Source organism: Ottowia flava, from assembly GCF_008017535.1.
Lineage (GTDB): Bacteria > Pseudomonadota > Gammaproteobacteria > Burkholderiales > Burkholderiaceae_C > Ottowia > Ottowia flava.
This window is the reverse complement of record NZ_VRUA01000012.1, coordinates 36,747-56,959: the sequence shown is the minus strand read 5'-3', so window position 1 is coordinate 56,959 and position 20,213 is coordinate 36,747. Positions and strand designations below refer to the sequence as shown.

Sequence of the window (20,213 nt, the reverse complement as noted above, 5' to 3'; positions counted from 1 at the left end):
GGCGGATTCTCGGGATTGCGAGGATGCGGGGCATCATAGTCCGGCGAAGCGTGCGGCGGGCTCCACAGCGGTCCGGCGCGCGCGTGCAATACCATGTGACCACCATGTCCGACGCCATCACCGACCTCATCCACCACCCTTACCAGCCGCCTGAGGGCTTCGTCGCGCCCCAGCCGGGCGTGTTCAAGGCCTCCACCGTGATCTTCCCCAACGCCGCCGCCATGCGCTCGCGCGACTGGAAGAGCAAGGCCGGCTACACCTACGGCCTGCACGGCACGCCCACCACTTTCGTGCTGGAAGAGCGCATCGCCGCGCTGGAAGGCGGCCTGCAGACCGTGCTGGTGCCCAGCGGGTTGGCGGCCATCGCCAACGTCGCGCTGGCGCTGCTGAAAACGGGCGACGAGGTGCTGATCCCCGACAACGCCTACGGCCCCAACAAGGCGCTGGCCGAGGGCGAACTGGCCGCTTTCGGCATCGCCCACCAGTACTACGACCCGATGGACGTGGCCGACCTGGCCGCGCGCATCACGCCGAAAACCAAGCTGGTGTGGCTGGAGGCGGCGGGCTCCGTCACCATGGAAATGCCCGACCTGATCGCCCAGACGCGCCTGTGCCGCGAACGCGGCGTGGTCAGCGCGCTGGACAACACCTGGGGCGCGGGTCTGGCCTTCAACGCTTTCAACCTGGACGGGCAAGGCCTGGCGGTGGACGTCAGCGCCCACGCCCTGACCAAATACCCCAGCGGCGGCGGCGACGTGCTGATGGGCGCGGTGACCACGCGCGACGATGCGTTGCACCTGAAGATCAAGCACACCCACATGCGCCTGGGCCTGGGCGTGGGCGCCAACGACGCCGAAGCCGTGCTGCGCGCCCTGCCCAGCATCGCGCTGCGCTACCGCGCGCAGGACCAGGCTGCGCGCGCGCTGGCGCGCTGGTGCCAGAGCCAGCCGGCCTTCGCCCAGGTGCTGCACCCGGCGCTGAGTGGATCGCCCGGTCACACGCACTGGCAGGCGCTGTGTGGTGCAGCCGACGAACGCGGTGGCGGCGCGGCGGCCGGCCTGTTCAGCGTGGTGGTGGATGACCGCTACACATCCGATCAGGTCGACGCGTTCTGCGACGCACTGAGGCTGTTCAAGCTGGGCTACAGCTGGGGCGGCCCCGTCAGCCTGGTCGTGCCCTACGACCTGGCCAGCATGCGCGCCAACGGCTGGCCCGCGCAGCTGGCGCGCGGCACGGTGGTGCGCTTTTCGACGGGCCTGGAAGCGGCCGAGGATCTACAGGCGGATCTGGCGCAGGCAGTCAGCGTGGCGCTGCAGGGCTGAGCGCCGGGCCGCGGTCCCGGCGGACGGGGTTTTGGCCGGCGCAACAAGCTATCAATCCGATAGCTGGCCGCGCTGGTGGTTGTAGGGCTGAAGGCCAGTTTGGCATAAATTCTGACGCGGAAGGTGCCGCGCCATGACAACCTACGGGCCCGTGTCTGGTCAGTACGGATCGCGGCTCAGCACCCCGTTCACCACATCGACCAAGTAGGTCGGCAGGCCGCTCCAGTCGCTCAGGTTGAAGACGGTGTCATCGGTCAGCTTGTTGATCGCCATGGCCGGGGCGCTCAGCGGAGTGCCGCGCGCGCACACCGTGGGCGCCTGCAGCGGCCGCACGAAGTAGATTGCGCCTTCGGTGCTGAGCCCGGGGTTGGTGGCGCGGCGGCCGGTATAGGGCGTGCGCAGGCCGTCGCCTTCGATCAGCAGGGCGGTGTCTTCGCTGACGCCGATGGCGCGCGCGCCGTTCTGCGGCGAGGTGCCGGCCGCAAGGATGCCGCCCGCGCAGCCGCTGGTGCCGATGGGCGCCACCAGGCGCGACACGAAGGTCATCAGCCGGCCCATGCGGTTGCGCCCGTCGAAGTGGCTGTCGAGGATGGTGTTCTTCAAGCTGCCTGGTACCAGAAAACCACCGCTCAGGCTGAGCGGGTCCGGGTCTAGCGTCATGAAGTGGTTGAACGGATCGGCCAGCGCTTCGGCCGAGCTCACGCTGTCGTTGAGGGCCGAGAAATCGAACTGGCCCAGCACCGCCAGGCCAGCGCTGGTGCCGCCGATCGGCACGTTGCGCGTCATCAGGGCATTGAGCGAAGAATGAAGCGCCGTGTTCTTCCAGTAGCGGATGTAGTTGGCCTGGTCGCCACCGGCGATGAAGACCACCTGCGCGCTGCGCAGAACCTCGTTGACGTGCGGGTCGTTGGCGGCGTCGCGGTCGGGGACGATCAGGGTCTCGACCGAAGTCAGGCCCATGGCTGCGCCGCCGACCCAGCCGGGCCGTGCGCTGCCGCTGGTCGCTTCCCCTACGTCGCTGTAGAAGACGTAGGGGTTGTAGTCGTCGTTGAAGTTGCGCACCGCGCGCAGCACCACCAGGCGGCCCCCTGTGCCGGGGCGCACTCCGCTGCGGGCGATCATCCATTGGAAGGCGCTGTCCACGTCTGCCGGGCCGCCGCCCATGATCATGGTGGACGGCTCGAGCGGCTGGGCGGTTTGCGCTTTGGCGTCCGGGTTGCCGACCCAGAAATGTTCGTACGTGGCGGGCGTGGGCGGCGCGTCGTCACCGTCGTCGCCGCCGCCGCAGGCGACCAGGAGCGCAGGCAAAAGAAGGAGCAGCAGAAAACGGTACAAAGGCATGGTGACGATGGGTTGCAGCAAGAGGGGGGTACATCGGTGCAGGTTTCAAAGTGTAATTTGACGCCGATTTTTGCGGCACCTCACACACCGCACAACCCAGGGCCAACTGCCAAAAACCTGCGCAAAAGGCGCCGACTGCTACGCTTAGAGTAGCTGCCTGCGCAGGCAGTTGAATGGCCAGTGGCCTGTTGGGTCTGAATTCAGAGGCCGCGACGAGCGGTGTTCATGGGGGGCGTTTCATGGATTCCATTTCCCAGATCGTGCTGGGCGGCGCCGTCGCCGCGGTGGCCGTGCCGCCCGGGCACCGGCGCGCGGCGCTGCTGGCGGGTGCGGCGCTGGGCACGCTGCCGGATCTGGACAGCCTGCCGATCGCGCTGTTCACCGACGACCCGGTCGCCCTGATGACCTGGCACCGCAGCCTGACGCATTCCGCGCTGGTGCTGCCCTTCGTCGCGTGGGCGATCTGGGCCTTTTTTCGGCGGCGCGGCGGGCGCGTGGCCGAAGCGCCGCGCGCCTGGTTCTGGGCCATTCTGCTGGCGCTGGTGACGCACCCGCTGCTCGACGGCTTTACGGTGTACGGCACACAGCTGTGGTGGCCGCTGCCGCTGCAACCGACCATGTGGTCCAGCGTGTTCATCATCGACCCGCTCTACACCGTCTGGCTGCTGGCCGCCTGCGTGGTGGCCTGGGCGGTGCCGCGCAGGCCGTTGGCGCAGGGCGCATTGGTGGCGGGGCTGATGTTGTCGACGGCGTACCTGGGCTGGTCGGTGCTGGCCAAGTCGATGGTCGAGCGCGCCGCCGAGGCCGCGCTGGCGCAGCTGGGGCTGGCGGACGTCCCGCGCTTTTCGGTGCCCATGCCTTTCAACACCTTGCTGTGGCGCGTGGTGGCGATGACGCCGGAGGGTTACGTGGTGGGCGACCGTTCGCTGGTGGCGGACCGTGGGCCGATGCGCTTTGAAGCGCACACCAGCGACCGCGCGGCCCTGCAGGCGGTGGCCACGCTGCCGGCGGTGCAGCGCCTGACCTGGTTCAACCACAGGTTCATGCGGGCCGAGGCGCGGCCAGAGGCACCCGCCGTGGGCACTTCGCAGGTCAGTCCGGGCACGGAGTTGCTGGTCTTGAGCGATTTGCGCATGGGGCTGGAGCCGGCCTACACCTTCAACTTCGGCGTGGCGCGGCGCGCGGCCGGTGGCCCCTGGGAAGAAGTCGCACCACCGCTGCGGGCGCCGGCCGACGCTGGCGCGGCGCTGTCGCGCGAGGGCATCGGCCCGGCCTGGCGTGCCGTGTGGCAGCGGATCTGGCACGAACCGTCGCCTTGACATCGTCAATTTCGCTGGCCGCTCCGTGTCACACGTGGGTGAAAGCCCGGCTTGTGGGCGTGCATGGGCGCCGATAAGCTGCACTTCGTATAGCAACCCAGCGGCCAGTTGCGTCGGCCGCCGCATCGAACCCCGCGCACCAGGCGCCTGCCTCGCCCATGTCAGAAACCCCTTCGACCAGCCCTTCGCCCGCACCGCCTGCTGCCAACGGCGATGGCACCGCCTACCAGCCCTACGTGCCGCCGCCGTCGACTGTGCCGATGGCGGTGATGGTGCCGCTGGGCTTGATGGACCCGCTGCGCTGGCTGCGCCAGGGTTGGGCCGACTTCATGGCGGCGCCGGGGATCGGCATTTTCTACGGCCTGTGCTTTTGGGCGATGGCGGCGGTGCTGACGCTGGTGTTCCGCAACAGCCCGGAATACGTGATGTCGATCGCGTCGGGCTGTCTGCTGGTCGGCCCATTTCTGGCGATGGGCTTGTATGAAGTGAGCCGCCGGCGTGAATTGGGCATTGCGCCCGAGCTGTCGGCCTCGCTCACCTGCTGGGACCAGCACCTGCGCAGCATGGGCATGCTGGTGCTGGTGCTGATCGTGCTGGAGTTGCTGTGGGGCCGCGCGTCGCTGGTGGTGTTTGCCGTGTTCTTCAACACCGGCATGCCGTCCACCGCAGGCGTGTTGCAGGCGATCTTCAACCCGGAGAACCTGGAATTCGTGCTGGTCTACCTGGCCGTGGGCGGTGTGTTTGCGCTGCTGGTGTATTCGACGGCGGTGGTGTCGATTCCGATGATCCTGGACCGCGACACCGATGCCATCAGTGCCGCCATCACCAGCATCCGCGTCATGTTTGCGAACCCAATCACGATGCTGTGGTGGGGCTTTCTGATCACGCTGCTCATCGCCGTGGCCTTGGCCACCTGGGGCGCGGGCTTTGTGCTGATCGGCCCGCTGCTCGGCCACGCCACTTGGCACGCCTACCGCGGCGCCGTGCGCTGGCAGGAGCCGCCTGCGGCGACGGCTGAGGGTGCGGATGGTAAAGTGGATCGCATCTGAAGGAGACTGCTGAATTGGCAACCCCCAACTACGGTTACGAAAAGCGCCAGCGCGAGCTGGAAAAGAAACGCAAGAAGGAAGACAAGGCGCGGGCCAAGGCCGACCGCAAGGCAGGCCTGATTCCTGACGGCGAAGGCCAGGGTCCGGATGAAACCGGCGAAGCTGGAGACGGTGCGGGCGGCGAGGGCGGCGGCGAAGGTGGGAACGGCGGCAGCGGAGACTGAAGCCGGGCACCGCCACCGATGCCGTTCATCTGCGTCGGACGAATCCAGAAACGGGCGCTGTGCGCCCGTTTCTTTTGGGCGAGACAGAGCCCTTGTCTATCGGCTCGCTTCAGGCGATGACGTAGTGCACGCCGCTGAAGCGCCGGCGGAACGCCGCCACTTCTGTGGCCACCGTTTCCCCCGCCAGCGCGCGGGCGATCAGCCCCGCCAGCACGGGCATGTCGGCCGGGCCCATGCCCAGGCGCACGATCTCGGGCGTGCCCAGGCGCAGCCCGTTCAAATCCCCGTCCACCGCTTTGATCGGCAGGCCAATGCCGCAGGCCAGCAGACCGGACTGGGCCATCTGCCGCGCGGCGCGCTGCCCGCCACCCCAACGCGCGGCTTCCAACGCCAATTGGTGCGAGCTGGTGGCGCCACGGTCCATCGCGTAGACCGGCAGGCCCAGCGCCGCCAGCGCCTGCGCCAAGGCCTGGGCCGTGGCCTGCATCGCGCGAGCATAGTCAGGGCCGTGCACGGTCCAGTCGATCAGCCCACGCGCCAGCGCGGCCACGCGGCCGGGGTCGAAGTTGGCGGTCAGGCCCGGGTAGGCAATGGCGTCCAGGCGCTCGGCCAACTCGGCTTCATTCGTCACGATCAGGCCGCCGGCGGGGCCGCCCAGGCTCTTGTAGGTGCTCATCGTCATGGCGTGCGCACCTTCGGCCAGCGGGTTCTTCCACGCGCGGCCGGCGAACATGCCCGACAGGTGCGCCGCGTCGAACATCAGCCAGGCGCCGACCTCGTCCGCGATGGCGCGCAGGTCGGCCACCGGGTGTTCGAACAGGTTGAGGCTGCCGCCCGCGGTGATCAGGCGCGGCTTGACCTCGTGCGCCAGCTTGCGCAGGGCGTCCACGTCGATGCTGTAGCGCTGCGCGTCGATGGGCGCGGCCACGGTCTGCAGGCCGAACCAGCCCGCCGCGCCGGCCTGGTGGTGCGTGACGTGCCCGCCCACGTCCGGCGGCGGCGCGATGATGCGGTCGCCCGCGCGGCAGGTGGCCATGAAGACGTACAGGTTGGACAACGCGCCGGAGGCCACACGCACTTCGGCAAAGCGCGCATCGAACACCTGCGCCGCCAGACTGGCGGCCATCACTTCGATCTGCTCGATCGCTTCCAGGCCCACTTCGTACTTGTCGCCGGGGTAGCCCAGTGAGGCGCGGCTGCCCAGGCCACGCGCCAGCAGCGCCTCGGCCGCCGGGTTCATGACGTTGCTGGCGGGGTTGAGGTTGATGCCCTGCTCGTCGTGGATGCGGTGGTTGTCGGCCACCAGTTCGTCCAGACGTGCGACCAGCGCGGACGCGTCCAGCGTGGCCATCTGCTTGGCCAGGGCTTGCACGTGCGCTTCCGGCGCAGCGGGAACCCAGGGGCGGGTGGCGAGTGAGGACATGGTTCTGGGTTCCTTTCGCGCCACGGCGCGGGGTCAGGGCGACGGTGAGTGGGGCGGCGGCGCGGCCAGGATCTCGGCGCTGGCATGCGCCAGCGCGGTGCCCGAGCGGTCGGCCAGCACGACGGGCTGGGCCGCATCAAAGTGCGTGAAGTTGCGCCGCGTGGACGTGGCGTAACCCGGGTCGTAGTGGCGCGCCAGCAGGTCGCGCACCACGGCCTCGGTCTGGCCGCTGCGCACCAGCGCCTTCCATTCGTCCACCACGGCGCGGCCGCGCAGCGCGACCAGGGTGTCCAGCCGCTGGCAGAAGAAGTCGGGGTCTTGCACGAAGAACGGGTAGTCCTCCAGCAGCAGCGCCACGCGCTCGTCTTCCGACAAATCCACGCGCAGGCAGGGGCTGGCGCGCATGGCGTCGATCAGCGCATCGGACAGGGTGACGTTGCCGACCTTCTTGCTTTCGGCCTCCACGTACACCGGCCGTGCCGGGTCGAAGGCGCGCAGCGTTTCCCACACCAGCATTTCAAAGCGCTTTTGTGACGGCTGCGGTTGGCCGGGAATCAGCCCCAACACCGACGCGCGGTGGCTGGCCAGCCCTTCGAGGTCCAGCACCTGCGCGCCGGCGTCGCGCAGCGCATGCAGCAGGCGCGTCTTGCCCGAGCCCGTGGGCCCGCACACCACGCGGTAGCGCAGGCGCGCGACCTGCACTGGCAGGTCAGCCAGCATGGCGCGGCGAAAGGCCTTGTAGCCGCCTTCGATCAAATGCACCTTGAAGCCGATCTGCCCCAGGATCAGCGCCAGCGAACCGCTGCGTTTGCCGCCGCGCCAGCAGTACAGCAGGGGCTGCCAGTTCTTGGGTTTGTCCAGCACCTCGCGCTCGATGTGCGAGGCGATGTTGCGCGCCACCAGCGCGGCGCCGACCTTCTGCGCTTCAAACGGGCTGACCTGCTTGTACAGCGTGCCCACGCGCACGCGCTCGTCGTCGTGCAGGCTGGGCCAGTTCAGTGCCCCCGGCAGCCGGTCGTGCGCCCATTCGCTTTCACTGCGCGCGTCGATCACGGCGCTGAACGTGGCCAGACGCGCCAGCGCGTCTTCGGCGGCGATGGCATGGACGCTCACTTCAGCAGCTTCTGCAGTTCGGGCCAGATGTTGGCCAGGATGGTCGGGTGCGCCGACGCCGTCGGGTGGATGCGGTCGGCCTGGAACAGCGCGGTGGGGTCCGCGCCGTCGGCCACGCCCTTGAGCATGAAAGGCACCAGCGCCGTCTTTTCGGCCTTGGCCACTGTGGCGAACAGCTCGCTGAACTGCTTGCCGTAGGCGGCGCCGTAGTTGGGCGGCATCTGCATGCCCACCAGCAGCACCTTGGCGCCGGTTTTTCGCGCGGCCTGCGCCATGGCGACCAGATTGGCTTCGGTCATCTGCAGCGACAGCCCGCGCAGCGCGTCGTTGCTGCCGAGTTCGATCACCACCACGCCGGGCTGGTGCGTCTTCAGCAGACTGGCCAGGCGTGCGCGGCCACCGGCCGTGGTGTCGCCCGAGATGCTGGCGTTGACCACGGTGGCGGGTGATTTTTCTGCTTTCAGCTTCTGGTCCAGCAGCGCCACCCAGCCGGTACCGCGCGCCAGGCCGTATTCGGCGCTGAGCGAATCGCCCACCACCAGGATCTTGGGCGCGCTGGCCGCGCGGCCCAGCGTGGCGCCGAGCGCCAAAGCCGAACCCAGCAGAGTGGAGCGGATAAAGTGTCGTCGGAACAAGAAACTACCTCTCAATGACGGAACCCATGCCCGGCGCCACGCCGAACAGCCCTCATCCCCAGATCATCACGGTGGAGCATGTTTTCAAGTCGGTCACCGACTCCACCGGCACGCTGGATATTCTGCGCGATATCGATTTCGCCCTGGCCGCGCGCGAAACCGTGGCGATCGTCGGCGCATCGGGCTCGGGCAAGAGCACCTTGCTGTCGATCATCGCCGGGCTGGACACACCCACGCGCGGCACCGTGCGGCTGGACGGCGAAGACCTGTTTGCCGTGGGCGAAGACCAGCGCGCCGCGCTGCGCGCGCGCAAGGTCGGTTTCGTGTTTCAGGCCTTTCAGCTCATGGGCAACCTCACGGCACTGGAAAACGTGATGCTGCCGCTGGAGCTGGCCGGCCGCCGCGACGCGCGCGCGGCCGCTACCGACATGCTGGCGCGCGTGGGCCTGGCCGAGCGGCTGGACCGCTACCCCAAGGTGCTGTCGGGCGGCGAGCAGCAGCGCGTGGCGCTGGCGCGCGCCTTCGTCGTGCACCCGGCCGTGCTGCTGGCCGACGAGCCCACCGGCAGCCTGGACTTCGCCACCGGCGAAAAGATCATGGAGCTGATGTTTGCGCTGAACCGCGAGCAGGGCACGACCCTGGTCATGGTCACGCACGACCGCGCCATCGCCGCGCTGTGCGAACGCCAGCTGACGGTGGAAGCTGGGCGCATTGCGGCCGACGAGCGCGGCCCGCGCTGAGGATCAGTATTTCAAGGGTTTTTTGGCTGTAGCCCTACAGCCATCTGCGCGAGCAGCTATCGTTGAAATAGCAAAACGACGCGACTATCAAGGCCAGATGGCACATATCTCCCAGCCGGTGTCGCCGCGCCGCACCCACTTTCACAACTGAAAGGCGAAGGTGGCGATCACGCCTTCGCCGATGTCGCGCAGCCACGACGGCGGTGCGGCGCTGGCCGGCGTGCCGGTCTGCGCGACGCCGTCGATCCAGTCGGCCAGCCAATCGATTTCGTACGCACCGTAAAAAGCCGCCATCGCCTCGAAGTTGACGAACAGGCTGCGGCTGTCGAGGTTGGCCGATCCGCACAGCGCCAGCTGGTGGTCGACCACGACCGCCTTGGCGTGCAGCATCGCCGGCACCAGGCGCACGTCGGCGCCGGCCTCGACCATCTCACGCAGCGCGCGGCCACGGGCGATGTCGGGCAGCCGGTGGTTCGACTGGGCGGGCACGGCCAGCACCACGCGCACGCCGCGGCGCGCGGCCAGCATCAGCGCTTCGAGCAGGCCGTCGTCGGGCACGAAGTAGGGCGTGGACAGCAGCAGACGTTCGGTCGCGTGGAAGGCCGCCGACACCAGCAGCGCGTGCAGCACGTCGTCGTGGAAATCCGGGCCCGAGGGCACCCACTGCGCCAGGGGCACGCCGCGCAGCGCCGGGTCGCCCGGGCGCGGCTCGGCGCTGATCCAGGGATGCGGGCGGGCGTCGGCGCTGGCGCCGCTGGCGTCGGCCTGCGCCTCGATGGCCTGCTGCTCGTACAGATGGACCCGCTCGGCGTAGCCCAGGCGCGGGGCGCGGTTGAGTCCGCGCGCCAGGCGCCAGTCGCCTTCGAACAGGGCGTGCGCCTGCACCGCCAGCGTGCCGGTGGCGGTGAAGCTCAAGTCAAGCCACGGCGGATGGCCCGCGCTGCCGATGAAGTATTCGTTGGCCAGGTTGCGCCCGCCGCCCCACACCCGCAGGCCGTCGGCCACCACCAGCTTGCGGTGGTTGCGCAGGTTGGTGCGACTGCGGCGCGGGTTGTGGCGCAGCGGCATGAACAGGCGCGTTTGCACGCCGGCGGCTTGCAGCTGCGCGTCGTGGCTGCGCGCGCTTTTCAGGCTGCCGATGGCGTCGACCAGCAGGCGCACGCGCACACCGGCGCGGGCGCGCTCGCACAGCGTGCTGGCGACGGCGGCGCCGACCTCGTCGTCGCCCAGCACGTAGGTGCTCACGTCCAGCGTGTGTTCGGCCGACCGCATCAGTGCCTGCAGCGCGCGCAGGGCGTCGTCGCCGTCGGCCTGGAAGGCGACGGCCTGCTGCGGGTGCGCCTCGGCCACGCCCAGCGCGGCCAGCAGGCGCGTGGCCCAGGGCGGCGCCAGCACAGCCCAGGCGCCCTGCGGCGCGGGCTGGGCTTCGGTGCGCGGGCGCACCACCTTGCGCGTGCCAAAGACCAGAAAGAGTGGTACGCCCAGGTACGGAAAGGCGGCGATCGACATCACCCAGGCCAGCGCGGCGTAGGGGGCGCGGCGCTGGCGGCGGATGCGCGTGACGACCACGTAGGTCAGCAACCCGGCGGCGACAAAGGCCAGGTGTTCAAGCGGCGTCAGCGTGGGCAGGCGGATCATGGGCGGTGCCTGAGTCTAGGCGCTGGCGCGCGCCGCCTGCGGTGGCGAAGGGCGACGGCACGTGCGCGGCGGCCGCAGTGCCGACGCTGGATGGCTATAGGAAACTATGAAAATAGTAGCTGCTTGCGCAGGTGGTTGTAGGGCTGGGGGTCAAATTGGCTGAAAAACCCGCTTCCGGGCCTATGCCCGTGGGCGCGCGCCCGGATAATGCCGGGCATGTCTTCTCCCAAAGTTTTGTTCGGTTTTCACGCCGTGGGCGTGCGCCTCAAGACCGCGCCCGCGTCGGTGATCGAGGTGTATGCCGACCCCACGCGGCGCGACGCGCGCATGAAGCAGTTCCTGAACCGCGCGGCCGAAGCCGGCGTGCGCGTGATCGAAGCCGATGCCGCACGCCTGGCCAAGATGGCGGGCAGCGCCGGCCACCAGGGCGTGGTCGCGCGCGTGCAGGCGCTGGAAGGCGCTCGCTCGCTGGACGACTTGCTGGAAGACCTGGAAGCCGAAGGCGTGCCGCCGTTGCTGCTGGTGTTGGACGGTGTGACCGACCCGCACAACCTGGGCGCGTGCCTGCGCGTGGCCGACGGCGCCGGCGCGCACGCCGTGATTGCGCCCAAGGACCACGCGGCGGGCATCAACGCCACCGTGTCCAAGGTGGCCAGCGGCGCCGCCGAGACGGTGCCGTACTTCATGGTGACCAACCTGGCGCGCACGCTGAACGAGTTGAAGGAGCGCAACATTTGGGTCATTGGCACCAGCGGCGACGCCGAGCAGACGCTGTACCAGGCGGACATGAAGGGCGCGACCGCGCTGGTGCTGGGCGCCGAAGGCCCGGGCATGCGCCAGCTGACACGCAAGACCTGCGACGCGCTGGTGCGCATCCCGATGATGGGCGCGGTGGAAAGCCTGAACGTGTCGGTGGCCAGCGGCGTGTGCCTGTACGAGGCGCGCCGACAGCGCGGCGGCTGACGACCCAATTGCCCACGCGGCGCAGGCGTGGCTCAACCTGCCGGCATCTTCGATGGGTCGGCGTGCATGGCCTCCCAGACGTGCCCGTCCCGGTCGTCAAACGAAGATGTCGGTGGCTTTCATCGGGCGCTCTCTGGCGGAGCGGCTTCGCACACCTGCTTGAGCGACTGCAGCACCAAGGCCCAGGCGTGGTTGTTGAAGCCGGCAAAGCGCCCGTTCAGGTCGTAGCCGGGCTGGCGGAAGTCGAGCGTGGTCAGCGGGTCGATGGGCTGGGCGCTGACGGCGCGCTCGACCATCGCCGCGCCGCTGTTCGCGTCGTCGCTGAGGGTGAACACGAACTCCGTACCCACCCAGGCCGACGCCGGGTTGTCGGGCGGGTAGTCGCCGATGCAGGCCCACACCACGCGCTCGCCCGGCGTCTGCTCCAGCACGCGCAGCCGCACGGTGCCGTAGGGGCCGGCCTGGTGCGACAGGACCGTGCCTTCCGGTGTTTCGGCAACGCTTTGTTCGCCCCACCAGCGGCCGATCAGCGCGGGCTCGGCGATCATTTGGTAAACGCGTTCGCGCGGGGCGCGGATGGCCAGTTGGTGGTGGATGCCGTTCATGGGCGGTGCACTCGGGTTACAGCGTCTTGGCCAGGGCTGCCAGCTGGTCGGCGCAAATGCCCCAACCTGTCTCAAAGCCCATTTTCTCGTGCTCGGCCTTGGTCTCGGCCGTCCAATGGCGCACGCGCGCGGTGTAGCGGGTGTGCTCGCCTTCGGGCTCAAAGCTGATGATGCCGGTCATGAAAGGCTTTTTGGACGGCACCCAGCCGGCGGTGTACGCATCGGTGAACACCAGCCGGCGGTCGGGCACCACTTCTAGGTAGACGCCGGGGTTGGGCATTTCGTTGCCGTCCGGGTCGCGCATGACGATCAGGCTCTGGCCGCCCGGGCGCAGATCGACTTCGGCACGCGCCACGCTCCAGGGCTTGGGGACGAACCATTGGCGGATCAGCTCGGGCTCGGTCCAGCAGCGGAACAAGTCGTGGGGCGAAGCGGCGATGGTGCGCGTCAGCACCAGGTCGAGCGGATGGTCGGGAATCTGTGCGGGGTGGGTCATGGGAGGCCTTTCAAACAGCGGGAGAGGGAGAGGCGGGCGCCAGAAAGCGGGCAGGCACCTGATCGCAGAAGGGATAGAACTGCAGGTAGGGCTGGGCTTCGCGCAGCACGCGTTCGACCGAGGCGCGCGCCATCAGCCGGTCGAAGTAGGCCAGCAGATTGGGGTAACGCGGCGAGATCGGCTGCAGCGTGCTGCCGTAGAAGAGGGCGGGCGCGGCGGCACAGTCGGCCATCGAGAACTGCGCGCCGCAGACCCAGGGGCCACTCGTGCGCAGGTGGGTGTCGATCAGGGCCCAGGCGCGTTCCAGCGCGTCGCGCTGCGGCTGCATGTCGTCCTGGCGCGCGAACAGGCGGTCGGCCACGATGGCCTGCATCGGCGACTGCACGTGCAGGTCGAACACGCGGTCCCACAGGCGCACGTCCAGGGCTTCCTCGCGGTTGGCGGGCAACAGCGGTGTGGCGCCCGCGTAGCGCAGGTCCAGGTACTCGATGATCACGGACGATTCGGCCACGTTGCGGTCCCCGGCGCTGTCGTGCAGCACCGGAAACTTGACCAGCGGCCAGACCGCCGCCAGCGCGGCACGGTCGTCCGACTGGCTCAGGTCGATCAGCCGTGGCGTGAACGGCGTGCCCCCTTCGTACAGCGCCACCAGAGCCTTCTGGCAGTACGAGGACAGCGGGTGGTAGTAAAGGGTCAGGGCCATGCTGTTTGCCAGACGGGCGAGCGCCGCGCAGATCCGCGGCGCGCACGCGTCATTTCATGGAGTGCAGGCCGACCATGTTGCCCTCGGTATCGACCATAAGCGCGCAGAAGCCGAACTCCCCGATTGAGAACTTGGCCTGGTGCACCCGGCCGCCGGCTTGTTCGACACGCGCCTGCTCCACGGCGCAGTCCTCGCAGCCGAAGTACACCAGCGTGCCACCGGGGCCGGGCGGTGCGCCTTCCATCCTGACCAGCGCGCCACCCGCGCCACCGAGGTTCATGTCGGCGGGAAAGGCCAGCATTTGCATGCCGTTGGCGCTGGCATCGCCGGGCGGGGTGGGCAGGGCATTGAGCTGGACCTGGAAAACGGCTTCGTAGAACGCCTTGGCGCGCGCCATGTCGGTGACATGGATCTCGAACCAGACGACGGGGTTATGTTTCATGTTCGACTCCTGAGGTAACGGATGGACAACGGGGGTGGAAGCGCGGAGCGGGTCAACGGCGGTGTCAGGACTTGGGGGGTTCGGACACCACATTCACCATCCACGGCGTGCCAAAGCGGTCGGTCACCATGCCGAAGCCGGGCGACCAGAAGGTGGCTGCGAAAGGCATGGTGACCTGGCCGCCTTGCGCCAGACCGTCGAACACGCGCTGGCCTTCGCCCTGGCTGTCGACGCCGATCGACACCCACATGCCCTGCGGCTTCTTGTAGCCGCCGCCGCAGGCTTCCAGGTCCACGCCCGGGGCGTTGGGCATGGTGTCCGAAGCCATGATGGCCTGGGCGCCGACCTGCAGGTGTGCGTGCATGATGCGGTTCTTGGCAGCCTCAGGCAGCGGCGGCATGTCGGCGCCAGCGGGCATCTCGCCAAACGTGCCCTGGTACACGATCTGGCCGCCGAACAGCTTGGCGTAGAAGGCCATGGCTTCGGCGCAGGTGCCGTCGAAATTGAGGTAGGGAACGAATTGCATGGAAAGCTCCTTGGGGTAAGAGGAAAAAACAGTTCAGGGCAGGTTGATCTGCCAGGACACGCCGAAGCGGTCCGCCAGCCAGCCAAAGCGCTGGCTGAAGCCGTAGTCGTTCAGCGGCATCAACACGCCGCCGCCGTCGGCCAGTGCATCGAACAGGCGTTGCTGCTCATCGGGTGTCGTGCAGTCCACGAAGATTGAGCAGGCGGGCGTGAAATCGAACGCATGCCGGACCGGGCTGTCCGACACCAGAAATTCGCGCCCGCACACGCTCAGGCGAGCGAGCTTGACGGTGCCGCCGGTGGCTGTGGTGCCGCCGTGGCGCTCGACGCTGACGACCTGGGTGTTTGGCAGCGTGGCGGCGTAAAAGTCCATGGCCGCCTGGGCCTGCCCCTGAAACATCAGAAACGGCGTGGCGGTGGTCACGGCGCTGCCGCCTTGCCGTCGAACGCGGCCTGCAACTGGGCGATGTCGAGCTTCTTCATACCCATCATGGCTTTCATCGCGCGCTGGGCGCCGGCCTGGTTGGATGAGGTGTACATGGCCTCCCAGTCACGCGGCGTGATCTGCCAGGACACGCCGTAGCGGTCGGCCAGCCAGCCGCATTGCTGGGCGGCGGGGTCGCCGCCTTCGCCCAGGCGCGCCCAGTAGTGGTCGATCTCGGCCTGGCTGTCGCAGTTGACCATCAGCGACACGGCGGGGTTGAACTTGAACATCGGCCCGCCGTTGAGGCCCAGCATGGCCTGGCCGTCGAGCGAGAACGACACCGTCATGACCGAGCCCACCGGGCGGCCGTGCTGTTCGATGCCGACTTCGCTGTAGTGCGTGACGGCGTGTATCTGGGCGTTGGGGAAGATGTCCACGTAAAAGCGGGCGGCTTCTTCGGCCTGGGTGTCGAACCACAGGCAGGGTTGGATGCGTTGCAGGGCGGCCATGGCGGTCTCCTTTTCTTCAATGCGTTGGGGCAGCCGGCTCAGGCGTTCACCAGGACGGTGAAGCCGCCGAAGATCATGCGCTTGCCATCGAAGGGCAGCTGTTTCGGGATGTCAGGGTCGTCCATGACGGCGGCCATGCCGCGGTCACGCGTGAGCTTGTCGGGCCAGACGATCCACGAGAACACCACCGTTTCGTCCGGCTGGCATTTCACAGCCAGGGGGAAGGACGTCAGTTTGCCCTCGGGCACGTCGTCGCCCCAGCACTCAACCACGGACAAGGCGCCGTGCTTGTGGAAGACGCGCGCGGCGTCGGTGGCAACCTGGCGGTAGGTTTCGCGCTGCTGGGTCGGTACGGCGACGACAAAACCGTCGATGTAATTGCTGGCATTCATCATTGTCTCCTGATAGATGTGTACGGCGTCCACTTATTTTGCCGTAAAATGGACGCTGTCCACATTTAACCCTCAAGCACGCATGGTCAAAGCCCGCGCAGCCGCCGTTGCCGACGACAAAACGCCGTCCGTTCGCCGTGAAAGTTACCGTCACGGCGACCTGCGGCGCGCGCTGCTGAACGCTGGCGTGGCGCTGGCGCGCGAGGGCGGGCCGCCCGCGGTGGTCCTGCGCGAGGCCACGCGCCGCGCGGGCGTGGTGCCGAACGCCGCATACCGCCATTTCTCCAACCGCGACGCGCTGTTCGACGCCGTGCGCGGCGCCGCGCTGGGCGCACTGGCGCGCGCCATTGAGCGCGAAATCGCGCAGGCCACGCACAACATGACGGATGCCGCCGAGCGCGCACGCGCCGCGTTCAAGGCGGTGGGCACGGGCTACGTGCGCTTTGCGCAAACCGAATCGGGCCTGTTTCGATCAGCGTTTGCGGCGCAGCCTTACGACGTGGACGAATCCGACCGGCCCGACTACCGCGGCGAGGCCGGTCGAGACCCGTTCCAGATCTTGTGCGACGCGCTGGACGGCTTGGTCGCCGCCGGGGTGTTGAGCGCCGAACGCCGCCCCGGCGCCGAATTCCTGGCCTGGTCGGCCGTGCACGGCATGGCGATGCTCGCGCTGGACGGCCCCTTGCGCCGCGTCGACCCGGCGCACATCGAGGCGATGGCCCAGCGCCTGGTCAACATGGTCGAACAAGGGCTTTGAGCCCGCCCGAATGGCAACGACGGCGGCCGTGGCGTGACGGGCGCAGGCTGGTGGGCTACCCGATTTTTAAGCCAATTGGGGTTCTGGGCATACAACCACCTGCGCGGGCAGCTATAAAAATAAGAGTATTTCGGGTGCCCGCGACGTGAAAATGGGTGCCACGGTGTCACCCCTCAGCAGGCTTTACCAGCGCCGACACCACCAACGCGCACGTTGCGCCGTGTCCGAACGGGTATCTGAGATGGCGCGCCGGTCGCGTCGACCCTTTCTTAGCGCTCAGCCCGTCGGCAGCTCAAACACCAGGCAGGTCGTCGTCGCGTGGGCGTACAGCGTGCCATCCGGGCCGACCAGGCGCGCTTCGCCCGTGGCCAGCTGGCGCCCGGAATGAATGACCTGGCCGATGGCGCGCACGCGCGGCACTTTGGTGGAAATGGCGCGCACCATGTTCACGCCCAACTCCGCCGTGGTGTAGCCGCGCCCGGGCGGCATCATGGTGTGCACGGCGCAGCCCAGCGCCGAATCCAGTAGCGTGGCGAACCAGCCGCCGTGCACCGAGCCCATCGGGTTCAGCAACTGCGGCCCCGGCGTGCCCTGGAACACCGCGCGCCCTGGCCCGACGTCGATCAGCAGGAAGTCCAGCGTCTTGGCGATGGCGGCGTAGGGCAATTCGCCCGCCAGCATGGCCTGCATCATCGCCAGCCCGGTGCGGCCGGCCACCTGCTCGCGCGTGGCGACACCGGGGCCGGGGCCGCTGTCCAGGCGCGCGCGCACGGTCTGTTCTTCGGCCAGCCATTGGTCCAGTTGGTTGTCGGGGGAGGCAGACATGCAGATCCTTCAGGGGGTATCGATCGGTGGCGCGATGATGGCACGCCCTCAGGCGTCGGCCAGTCGCTCGCGCAACTCGGTCTTCAGCACCTTGCCGTAGTTGTTCTTGGGCAGCGCGCTCACGAAGATGTAGCGCTTGGGCCGCTTGAAGCGGGCGATGTGGTCCAGGCAGTGCGCGTCCAGTACGGCTTCGGTGGGCGCGGCCCCGGCGTGGGCGACGACGAAGGCAACCACGTTTTCACCCCACTGTGCATCGGCTTCACCGACCACGGCGACTTCGGCCACGCCCGCAGCGGTCAGCAGCGCTTCTTCCACCTCGCGCGGGTAGATGTTGCTGCCGCCGCTGATGATCAGGTCCTTGCTGCGGTCCTTCAACGTGAGGTAGCCGTCAGCGTCCAGACTGCCCATGTCGCCGGTGAACAGCCAGCCGTTCTGGATCGCGGCGGCCGTGGCGTCCGGGTTGGCCCAGTAGCCGGCCATGACGCTGTCGCCCTGGATCAGCACTTCACCGACGTCGCCCAGCGGCACGTCCACGCCTTGGCTGTCGGTCACGCGCACGCGCACCGGCGTTTGCGCCACGCCCACGCTGGCGAGGCGCTGGGCGTGGCGCGGGTGCGCGCTGCCCGCCAGGTCGGCGCGCGTCAGCACGGTGCCGACCATGGGCGTTTCGCCCTGGCCGTAGATCTGCACGAAGCGCGGACCCATCACCTGCAGCGCGCGCTGGATGTCGGCCACGTACATCGGCGCGCCGCCGTAGACGATGGTCTTGAAGGATTGCGCGCAGTCATCGGGCGACAGGCCGAGCGCCACCGCGTGGTCCACCAGGCGCCCGACGATGGTGGGCGCCGCGAACAGCGACAGCGGGCCGATGGCACGGCCCAGCGCGACCAGCTCGGCCGGGTCCACCCCGCCCGAGGCCGGCACCACGTGGCGCGCACCGGCCATCAGGTGCGGGATGGCGTAGATGCCGGCGCCGTGCGAGATCGGCGCGGCATAGGCGATCACGTCGCCGCGCGCCACCGGGTCCACGTCGACGAAATAGCCGGTGCCCATGGTCATCAGGTTGCGGTGCGTCAGCATCACGCCTTTGGGTCGGCCGGTGGTGCCGCTGGTGTAGAACAGCCAGGCGGTGTCGCCCAGGTCGCGCTCGGTCACCGGCACGGCCAGCGCGTCGGCCGCGGGGGCGAGCAAGGCGGCGGCTTCGTCGCCTTCCAGGTCGATCTGGCGTTCCAACCCGGCCAGCGGCCCGGGCGCGACGTCGGTGGTGACGAAGCCCCAGCGCGCGCCGCAGTTGGCGACGATCCATTCCACCTCGCGGGGGTGCAGCTTGGCGTTGACCGGCACCGCGACCAGGCCCGCCCACCAGATGCCCCACAGCGCTTCCAGGTAGCGCGGGTGGTTGCGCGCGAACAGCAGCACGCGCTCGCCTGGCTGCAGCCCGGCGGCGCGCAGACGCTGGGCCAGCCTGGCGCTGCGCGCGGCCCATTCGCCGTGCGTGGCGTGCAGGGCTTCACCGTTCAGGATGGCGGGCGATTCAGGGCGCTGGCGCGCCTGGCGCAGCAGCAGATGGGCCAGGGACATGGTCGGGCTTTTCTCCAGATGGTGCAACGGCCATTGTGAAGGAAATCAGCCACTGGCGCTGGCTGAAGCTGCGCGACCAGCTATCGAAAGAGTAGTGCTCGCAGGCGGTCTACTGCCTGTTGCCCCAGGGCCGCACATGGCCGCCGCATGCCCGCGGTGCGTCAGATCACGAACGGCCCCGGGTAGGCGTGCACGTGGCTGAAGTGGCAGGCCAGGCCGTCTTCGGGCGTCCAGCGGTACAAGCCGACCTTGGGCGGTTCCAGCCGGACCGCCAGCTGACCGTGCGTGCGCAGGTCCAGCTCCAGTTGGTGCGAGCAGGACGGCTCCACCAGCACGGGCGCACCACCCAGCAGACCGACCACCGGCCGGTGCAAGTGGCCGGCGGCGATCAGCTGCACGTTACCGTGGGCGCGCACCAGCGCCCCCAGTTGCTCGCGCCCGCGCAGCAGACCACAGCGGTCCATCACCTCCATGCCTGATACCAGCGGCGGGTGGTGCATGAAGATCACCACCGGCTCTCCGGCGCAGGCCTGCAGCTGACGCGCCAGCCAGTTGAGCTGGGTGTCGTCCAACTCGCCGTGAGGCCGGCGTGGAACGACGGTGTCCAGCCCGATGAAGTGCAGGCCACCGTGCTGGGTATGAAGGCAGATCAGCCCTTCGGGGGCGTCGGCGGCGGGGTCCAACATCTCACCCAGGATGCGGCGCGCGGCGGCGCGGTCATCATGATTGCCGAGCACGGCCCACACGCGCGGGCCACCGTCCGCGGGGCTGGGCAAGGTATCGGCGAGCACGGTGCGCAGGGTGTCGTAGTCGGACTCGGCGCCGCTATCGGCCAGATCGCCCGTGATGAGCAGCACCTCTGGCGCGGGGTCCAACTTGCGCACATGCGACAGGGCGCGCCGCAGCGCCTCCTGCGGACCAGGGTGGCCGGGCAGAAAGCGGGTGTCCAAGCCCAGGTGAGGGTCGGTGATGTGGGCGATCAGCATGACGGACTTCTGACGTAATGCACTCGCGCCGAGCATCGGACAGGCTGGGCCATGGCGCGCATGTAGGCCATAAGAATACCGCAGACTGTTTAACTAAAGTATGACAATTTCCGTACCGTTGCCTCTATCCGTACAAATTTCGCACTCCGTTGCGTTTTTAACGGTCGCGGCATTGTGCATACGCGGGTAGGTCGGTATGCC

23 protein-coding genes are annotated in these 20,213 nt (G+C 68.6%); 7 read left to right on the top strand and 16 right to left on the bottom strand.

What is annotated here, in order from left to right; translation table 11 throughout:
• Positions 1-104 precede the first annotated feature (104 nt).
• On the top strand, positions 105-1,322 hold the full coding sequence (locus FVQ98_RS12870; protein WP_147913854.1) for a PLP-dependent transferase: 1,218 nt from the start codon (positions 105-107) through the stop codon (positions 1,320-1,322).
• Between the two features lie 159 nt (positions 1,323-1,481).
• Here FVQ98_RS12870 and FVQ98_RS12865 read toward each other — a convergent pair whose 3' ends face one another.
• Positions 1,482-2,684: a cyanophycinase gene (locus FVQ98_RS12865; protein WP_187265725.1), complete on the bottom strand. Its 1,203-nt coding sequence runs from the start codon at positions 2,682-2,684 to the stop codon at positions 1,482-1,484.
• Between the two features lie 218 nt (positions 2,685-2,902).
• On the opposite strand from FVQ98_RS12865, the gene FVQ98_RS12860 reads away from it, so the two are divergent.
• The 3 genes from FVQ98_RS12860 (at position 2,903) to FVQ98_RS12850 (ending at position 5,255) form a co-directional block, all read left to right on the top strand.
• Positions 2,903-3,982, top strand: a complete 1,080-nt coding sequence (locus tag FVQ98_RS12860) for a metal-dependent hydrolase (RefSeq protein WP_147913852.1) — start codon at positions 2,903-2,905, stop codon at positions 3,980-3,982.
• A gap of 158 nt (positions 3,983-4,140) precedes the next feature.
• Positions 4,141-5,031, top strand: a complete 891-nt coding sequence (locus tag FVQ98_RS12855; RefSeq protein WP_187265724.1) for a DUF2189 domain-containing protein — start codon at positions 4,141-4,143, stop codon at positions 5,029-5,031.
• A gap of 14 nt (positions 5,032-5,045) precedes the next feature.
• Complete coding sequence (locus tag FVQ98_RS12850) at positions 5,046-5,255, top strand: hypothetical protein (protein ID WP_147913851.1); 210 nt, start codon at positions 5,046-5,048, stop codon at positions 5,253-5,255.
• Between the two features lie 109 nt (positions 5,256-5,364).
• On the opposite strand, the gene FVQ98_RS12845 is transcribed toward FVQ98_RS12850, so the two are convergent.
• From FVQ98_RS12845 to FVQ98_RS12835, 3 genes are read right to left on the bottom strand one after another with little or no spacing between them, the layout of a single operon-like run.
• Positions 5,365-6,678: a serine hydroxymethyltransferase gene (locus FVQ98_RS12845; protein WP_147913850.1), complete on the bottom strand. Its 1,314-nt coding sequence runs from the start codon at positions 6,676-6,678 to the stop codon at positions 5,365-5,367.
• 33 nt (positions 6,679-6,711) lie between these two features.
• The gene (mnmH, locus tag FVQ98_RS12840; RefSeq protein ID WP_147913849.1) at positions 6,712-7,791 is read right to left on the bottom strand and encodes a tRNA 2-selenouridine(34) synthase MnmH; all 1,080 of its coding nucleotides are present in this window, start codon (positions 7,789-7,791) and stop codon (positions 6,712-6,714) included.
• Positions 7,788-8,426, bottom strand: a complete 639-nt coding sequence (locus FVQ98_RS12835) for an arylesterase (RefSeq protein ID WP_147913848.1) — start codon at positions 8,424-8,426, stop codon at positions 7,788-7,790. Before FVQ98_RS12835 ends, mnmH begins: the two co-directional genes overlap by 4 nt.
• A 14-nt stretch (positions 8,427-8,440) precedes the next feature.
• On the opposite strand from FVQ98_RS12835, the gene FVQ98_RS12830 reads away from it, so the two are divergent.
• Positions 8,441-9,166: an ABC transporter ATP-binding protein gene (locus FVQ98_RS12830; protein ID WP_255507769.1), complete on the top strand. Its 726-nt coding sequence runs from the start codon at positions 8,441-8,443 to the stop codon at positions 9,164-9,166.
• A gap of 141 nt (positions 9,167-9,307) precedes the next feature.
• Here the strand turns inward: FVQ98_RS12830 and FVQ98_RS12825 are convergent, their stop codons facing one another.
• Positions 9,308-10,804 carry a phospholipase D-like domain-containing protein gene (locus FVQ98_RS12825; protein ID WP_147913847.1) on the bottom strand — a complete coding sequence of 499 codons (1,497 nt, stop codon included), beginning with the start codon at positions 10,802-10,804 and terminating at the stop codon, positions 9,308-9,310.
• 216 nt (positions 10,805-11,020) lie between these two features.
• Between FVQ98_RS12825 and rlmB the strand changes: the two genes are divergently transcribed.
• Positions 11,021-11,767 carry a 23S rRNA (guanosine(2251)-2'-O)-methyltransferase RlmB gene (gene rlmB / locus FVQ98_RS12820; protein ID WP_147913846.1) on the top strand — a complete coding sequence of 249 codons (747 nt, stop codon included), beginning with the start codon at positions 11,021-11,023 and terminating at the stop codon, positions 11,765-11,767.
• A 119-nt stretch (positions 11,768-11,886) separates the two neighbouring features.
• Here the strand turns inward: rlmB and FVQ98_RS12815 are convergent, their stop codons facing one another.
• From FVQ98_RS12815 to FVQ98_RS12780, 8 genes are all read right to left on the bottom strand, one after another.
• Positions 11,887-12,372 (bottom strand): SRPBCC family protein, encoded by a 486-nt coding sequence (locus FVQ98_RS12815; protein WP_147913845.1) that lies wholly within the window; start codon positions 12,370-12,372, stop codon positions 11,887-11,889.
• Between the two features lie 16 nt (positions 12,373-12,388).
• Positions 12,389-12,868: an SRPBCC family protein gene (locus FVQ98_RS12810; protein ID WP_147913844.1), complete on the bottom strand. Its 480-nt coding sequence runs from the start codon at positions 12,866-12,868 to the stop codon at positions 12,389-12,391.
• A 10-nt stretch (positions 12,869-12,878) separates the two neighbouring features.
• On the bottom strand, positions 12,879-13,571 hold the full coding sequence (locus tag FVQ98_RS12805) for a glutathione S-transferase family protein (protein WP_147913843.1): 693 nt from the start codon (positions 13,569-13,571) through the stop codon (positions 12,879-12,881).
• Between the two features lie 49 nt (positions 13,572-13,620).
• The gene (locus tag FVQ98_RS12800; RefSeq protein WP_147913842.1) at positions 13,621-14,013 is read right to left on the bottom strand and encodes a VOC family protein; all 393 of its coding nucleotides are present in this window, start codon (positions 14,011-14,013) and stop codon (positions 13,621-13,623) included.
• A gap of 64 nt (positions 14,014-14,077) precedes the next feature.
• Positions 14,078-14,539 (bottom strand): VOC family protein, encoded by a 462-nt coding sequence (locus FVQ98_RS12795; protein ID WP_147913841.1) that lies wholly within the window; start codon positions 14,537-14,539, stop codon positions 14,078-14,080.
• A gap of 33 nt (positions 14,540-14,572) precedes the next feature.
• Positions 14,573-14,962, bottom strand: coding sequence for a VOC family protein (locus FVQ98_RS12790; protein ID WP_147913840.1), 390 nt, complete (start codon positions 14,960-14,962; stop codon positions 14,573-14,575).
• Positions 14,959-15,471 carry a VOC family protein gene (locus FVQ98_RS12785; protein ID WP_147913839.1) on the bottom strand — a complete coding sequence of 171 codons (513 nt, stop codon included), beginning with the start codon at positions 15,469-15,471 and terminating at the stop codon, positions 14,959-14,961. Before FVQ98_RS12785 ends, FVQ98_RS12790 begins: the two co-directional genes overlap by 4 nt.
• 38 nt (positions 15,472-15,509) lie before the next feature.
• Complete coding sequence (locus FVQ98_RS12780) at positions 15,510-15,863, bottom strand: DUF1428 domain-containing protein (RefSeq protein WP_147913838.1); 354 nt, start codon at positions 15,861-15,863, stop codon at positions 15,510-15,512.
• A gap of 82 nt (positions 15,864-15,945) precedes the next feature.
• On the opposite strand from FVQ98_RS12780, the gene FVQ98_RS12775 reads away from it, so the two are divergent.
• Complete coding sequence (locus FVQ98_RS12775; protein WP_147913837.1) at positions 15,946-16,620, top strand: TetR/AcrR family transcriptional regulator; 675 nt, start codon at positions 15,946-15,948, stop codon at positions 16,618-16,620.
• Positions 16,621-16,896: 276 nt separating this feature from the next.
• Here the strand turns inward: FVQ98_RS12775 and FVQ98_RS12770 are convergent, their stop codons facing one another.
• The 3 genes from FVQ98_RS12770 to FVQ98_RS12760 all read right to left on the bottom strand — a co-directional run bounded on the left by FVQ98_RS12770 (position 16,897) and on the right by FVQ98_RS12760 (position 20,012).
• Positions 16,897-17,445 (bottom strand): PaaI family thioesterase, encoded by a 549-nt coding sequence (locus FVQ98_RS12770; RefSeq protein ID WP_147913836.1) that lies wholly within the window; start codon positions 17,443-17,445, stop codon positions 16,897-16,899.
• A 48-nt stretch (positions 17,446-17,493) separates the two neighbouring features.
• Positions 17,494-19,026 carry a class I adenylate-forming enzyme family protein gene (locus FVQ98_RS12765; protein ID WP_147913835.1) on the bottom strand — a complete coding sequence of 511 codons (1,533 nt, stop codon included), beginning with the start codon at positions 19,024-19,026 and terminating at the stop codon, positions 17,494-17,496.
• 161 nt (positions 19,027-19,187) lie between these two features.
• Complete coding sequence (locus FVQ98_RS12760; RefSeq protein ID WP_187265723.1) at positions 19,188-20,012, bottom strand: metallophosphoesterase; 825 nt, start codon at positions 20,010-20,012, stop codon at positions 19,188-19,190.
• Positions 20,013-20,213: the final 201 nt, after the last annotated feature.

What these genes read in the sequence shown, in the direction of transcription:
- FVQ98_RS12870 (WP_147913854.1), top strand. Translation starts at nt 105, where the DNA reads ATGTCCGACGCCATCACCGACCTCATCCACCACCCTTACCAGCCGCCT.
- FVQ98_RS12800 (WP_147913842.1), bottom strand. Translation starts at nt 14,013, where the DNA reads ATGAAACATAACCCCGTCGTCTGGTTCGAGATCCATGTCACCGACATG.
- FVQ98_RS12815 (WP_147913845.1), bottom strand. Translation starts at nt 12,372, where the DNA reads ATGAACGGCATCCACCACCAACTGGCCATCCGCGCCCCGCGCGAACGC.
- FVQ98_RS12765 (WP_147913835.1), bottom strand. Translation starts at nt 19,026, where the DNA reads ATGTCCCTGGCCCATCTGCTGCTGCGCCAGGCGCGCCAGCGCCCTGAA.
- FVQ98_RS12830 (WP_255507769.1), top strand. Translation starts at nt 8,441, where the DNA reads ATGACGGAACCCATGCCCGGCGCCACGCCGAACAGCCCTCATCCCCAG.
- FVQ98_RS12785 (WP_147913839.1), bottom strand. Translation starts at nt 15,471, where the DNA reads ATGGCCGCCCTGCAACGCATCCAACCCTGCCTGTGGTTCGACACCCAG.
- FVQ98_RS12775 (WP_147913837.1), top strand. Translation starts at nt 15,946, where the DNA reads ATGGTCAAAGCCCGCGCAGCCGCCGTTGCCGACGACAAAACGCCGTCC.
- FVQ98_RS12770 (WP_147913836.1), bottom strand. Translation starts at nt 17,445, where the DNA reads ATGTCTGCCTCCCCCGACAACCAACTGGACCAATGGCTGGCCGAAGAA.
- rlmB (WP_147913846.1), top strand. Translation starts at nt 11,021, where the DNA reads ATGTCTTCTCCCAAAGTTTTGTTCGGTTTTCACGCCGTGGGCGTGCGC.
- FVQ98_RS12780 (WP_147913838.1), bottom strand. Translation starts at nt 15,863, where the DNA reads ATGAATGCCAGCAATTACATCGACGGTTTTGTCGTCGCCGTACCGACC.
- FVQ98_RS12855 (WP_187265724.1), top strand. Translation starts at nt 4,141, where the DNA reads ATGTCAGAAACCCCTTCGACCAGCCCTTCGCCCGCACCGCCTGCTGCC.
- FVQ98_RS12825 (WP_147913847.1), bottom strand. Translation starts at nt 10,804, where the DNA reads ATGATCCGCCTGCCCACGCTGACGCCGCTTGAACACCTGGCCTTTGTC.
- FVQ98_RS12760 (WP_187265723.1), bottom strand. Translation starts at nt 20,012, where the DNA reads ATGCTGATCGCCCACATCACCGACCCTCACCTGGGCTTGGACACCCGC.
- FVQ98_RS12860 (WP_147913852.1), top strand. Translation starts at nt 2,903, where the DNA reads ATGGATTCCATTTCCCAGATCGTGCTGGGCGGCGCCGTCGCCGCGGTG.
- FVQ98_RS12805 (WP_147913843.1), bottom strand. Translation starts at nt 13,571, where the DNA reads ATGGCCCTGACCCTTTACTACCACCCGCTGTCCTCGTACTGCCAGAAG.
- FVQ98_RS12845 (WP_147913850.1), bottom strand. Translation starts at nt 6,678, where the DNA reads ATGTCCTCACTCGCCACCCGCCCCTGGGTTCCCGCTGCGCCGGAAGCG.
- FVQ98_RS12795 (WP_147913841.1), bottom strand. Translation starts at nt 14,539, where the DNA reads ATGCAATTCGTTCCCTACCTCAATTTCGACGGCACCTGCGCCGAAGCC.
- FVQ98_RS12810 (WP_147913844.1), bottom strand. Translation starts at nt 12,868, where the DNA reads ATGACCCACCCCGCACAGATTCCCGACCATCCGCTCGACCTGGTGCTG.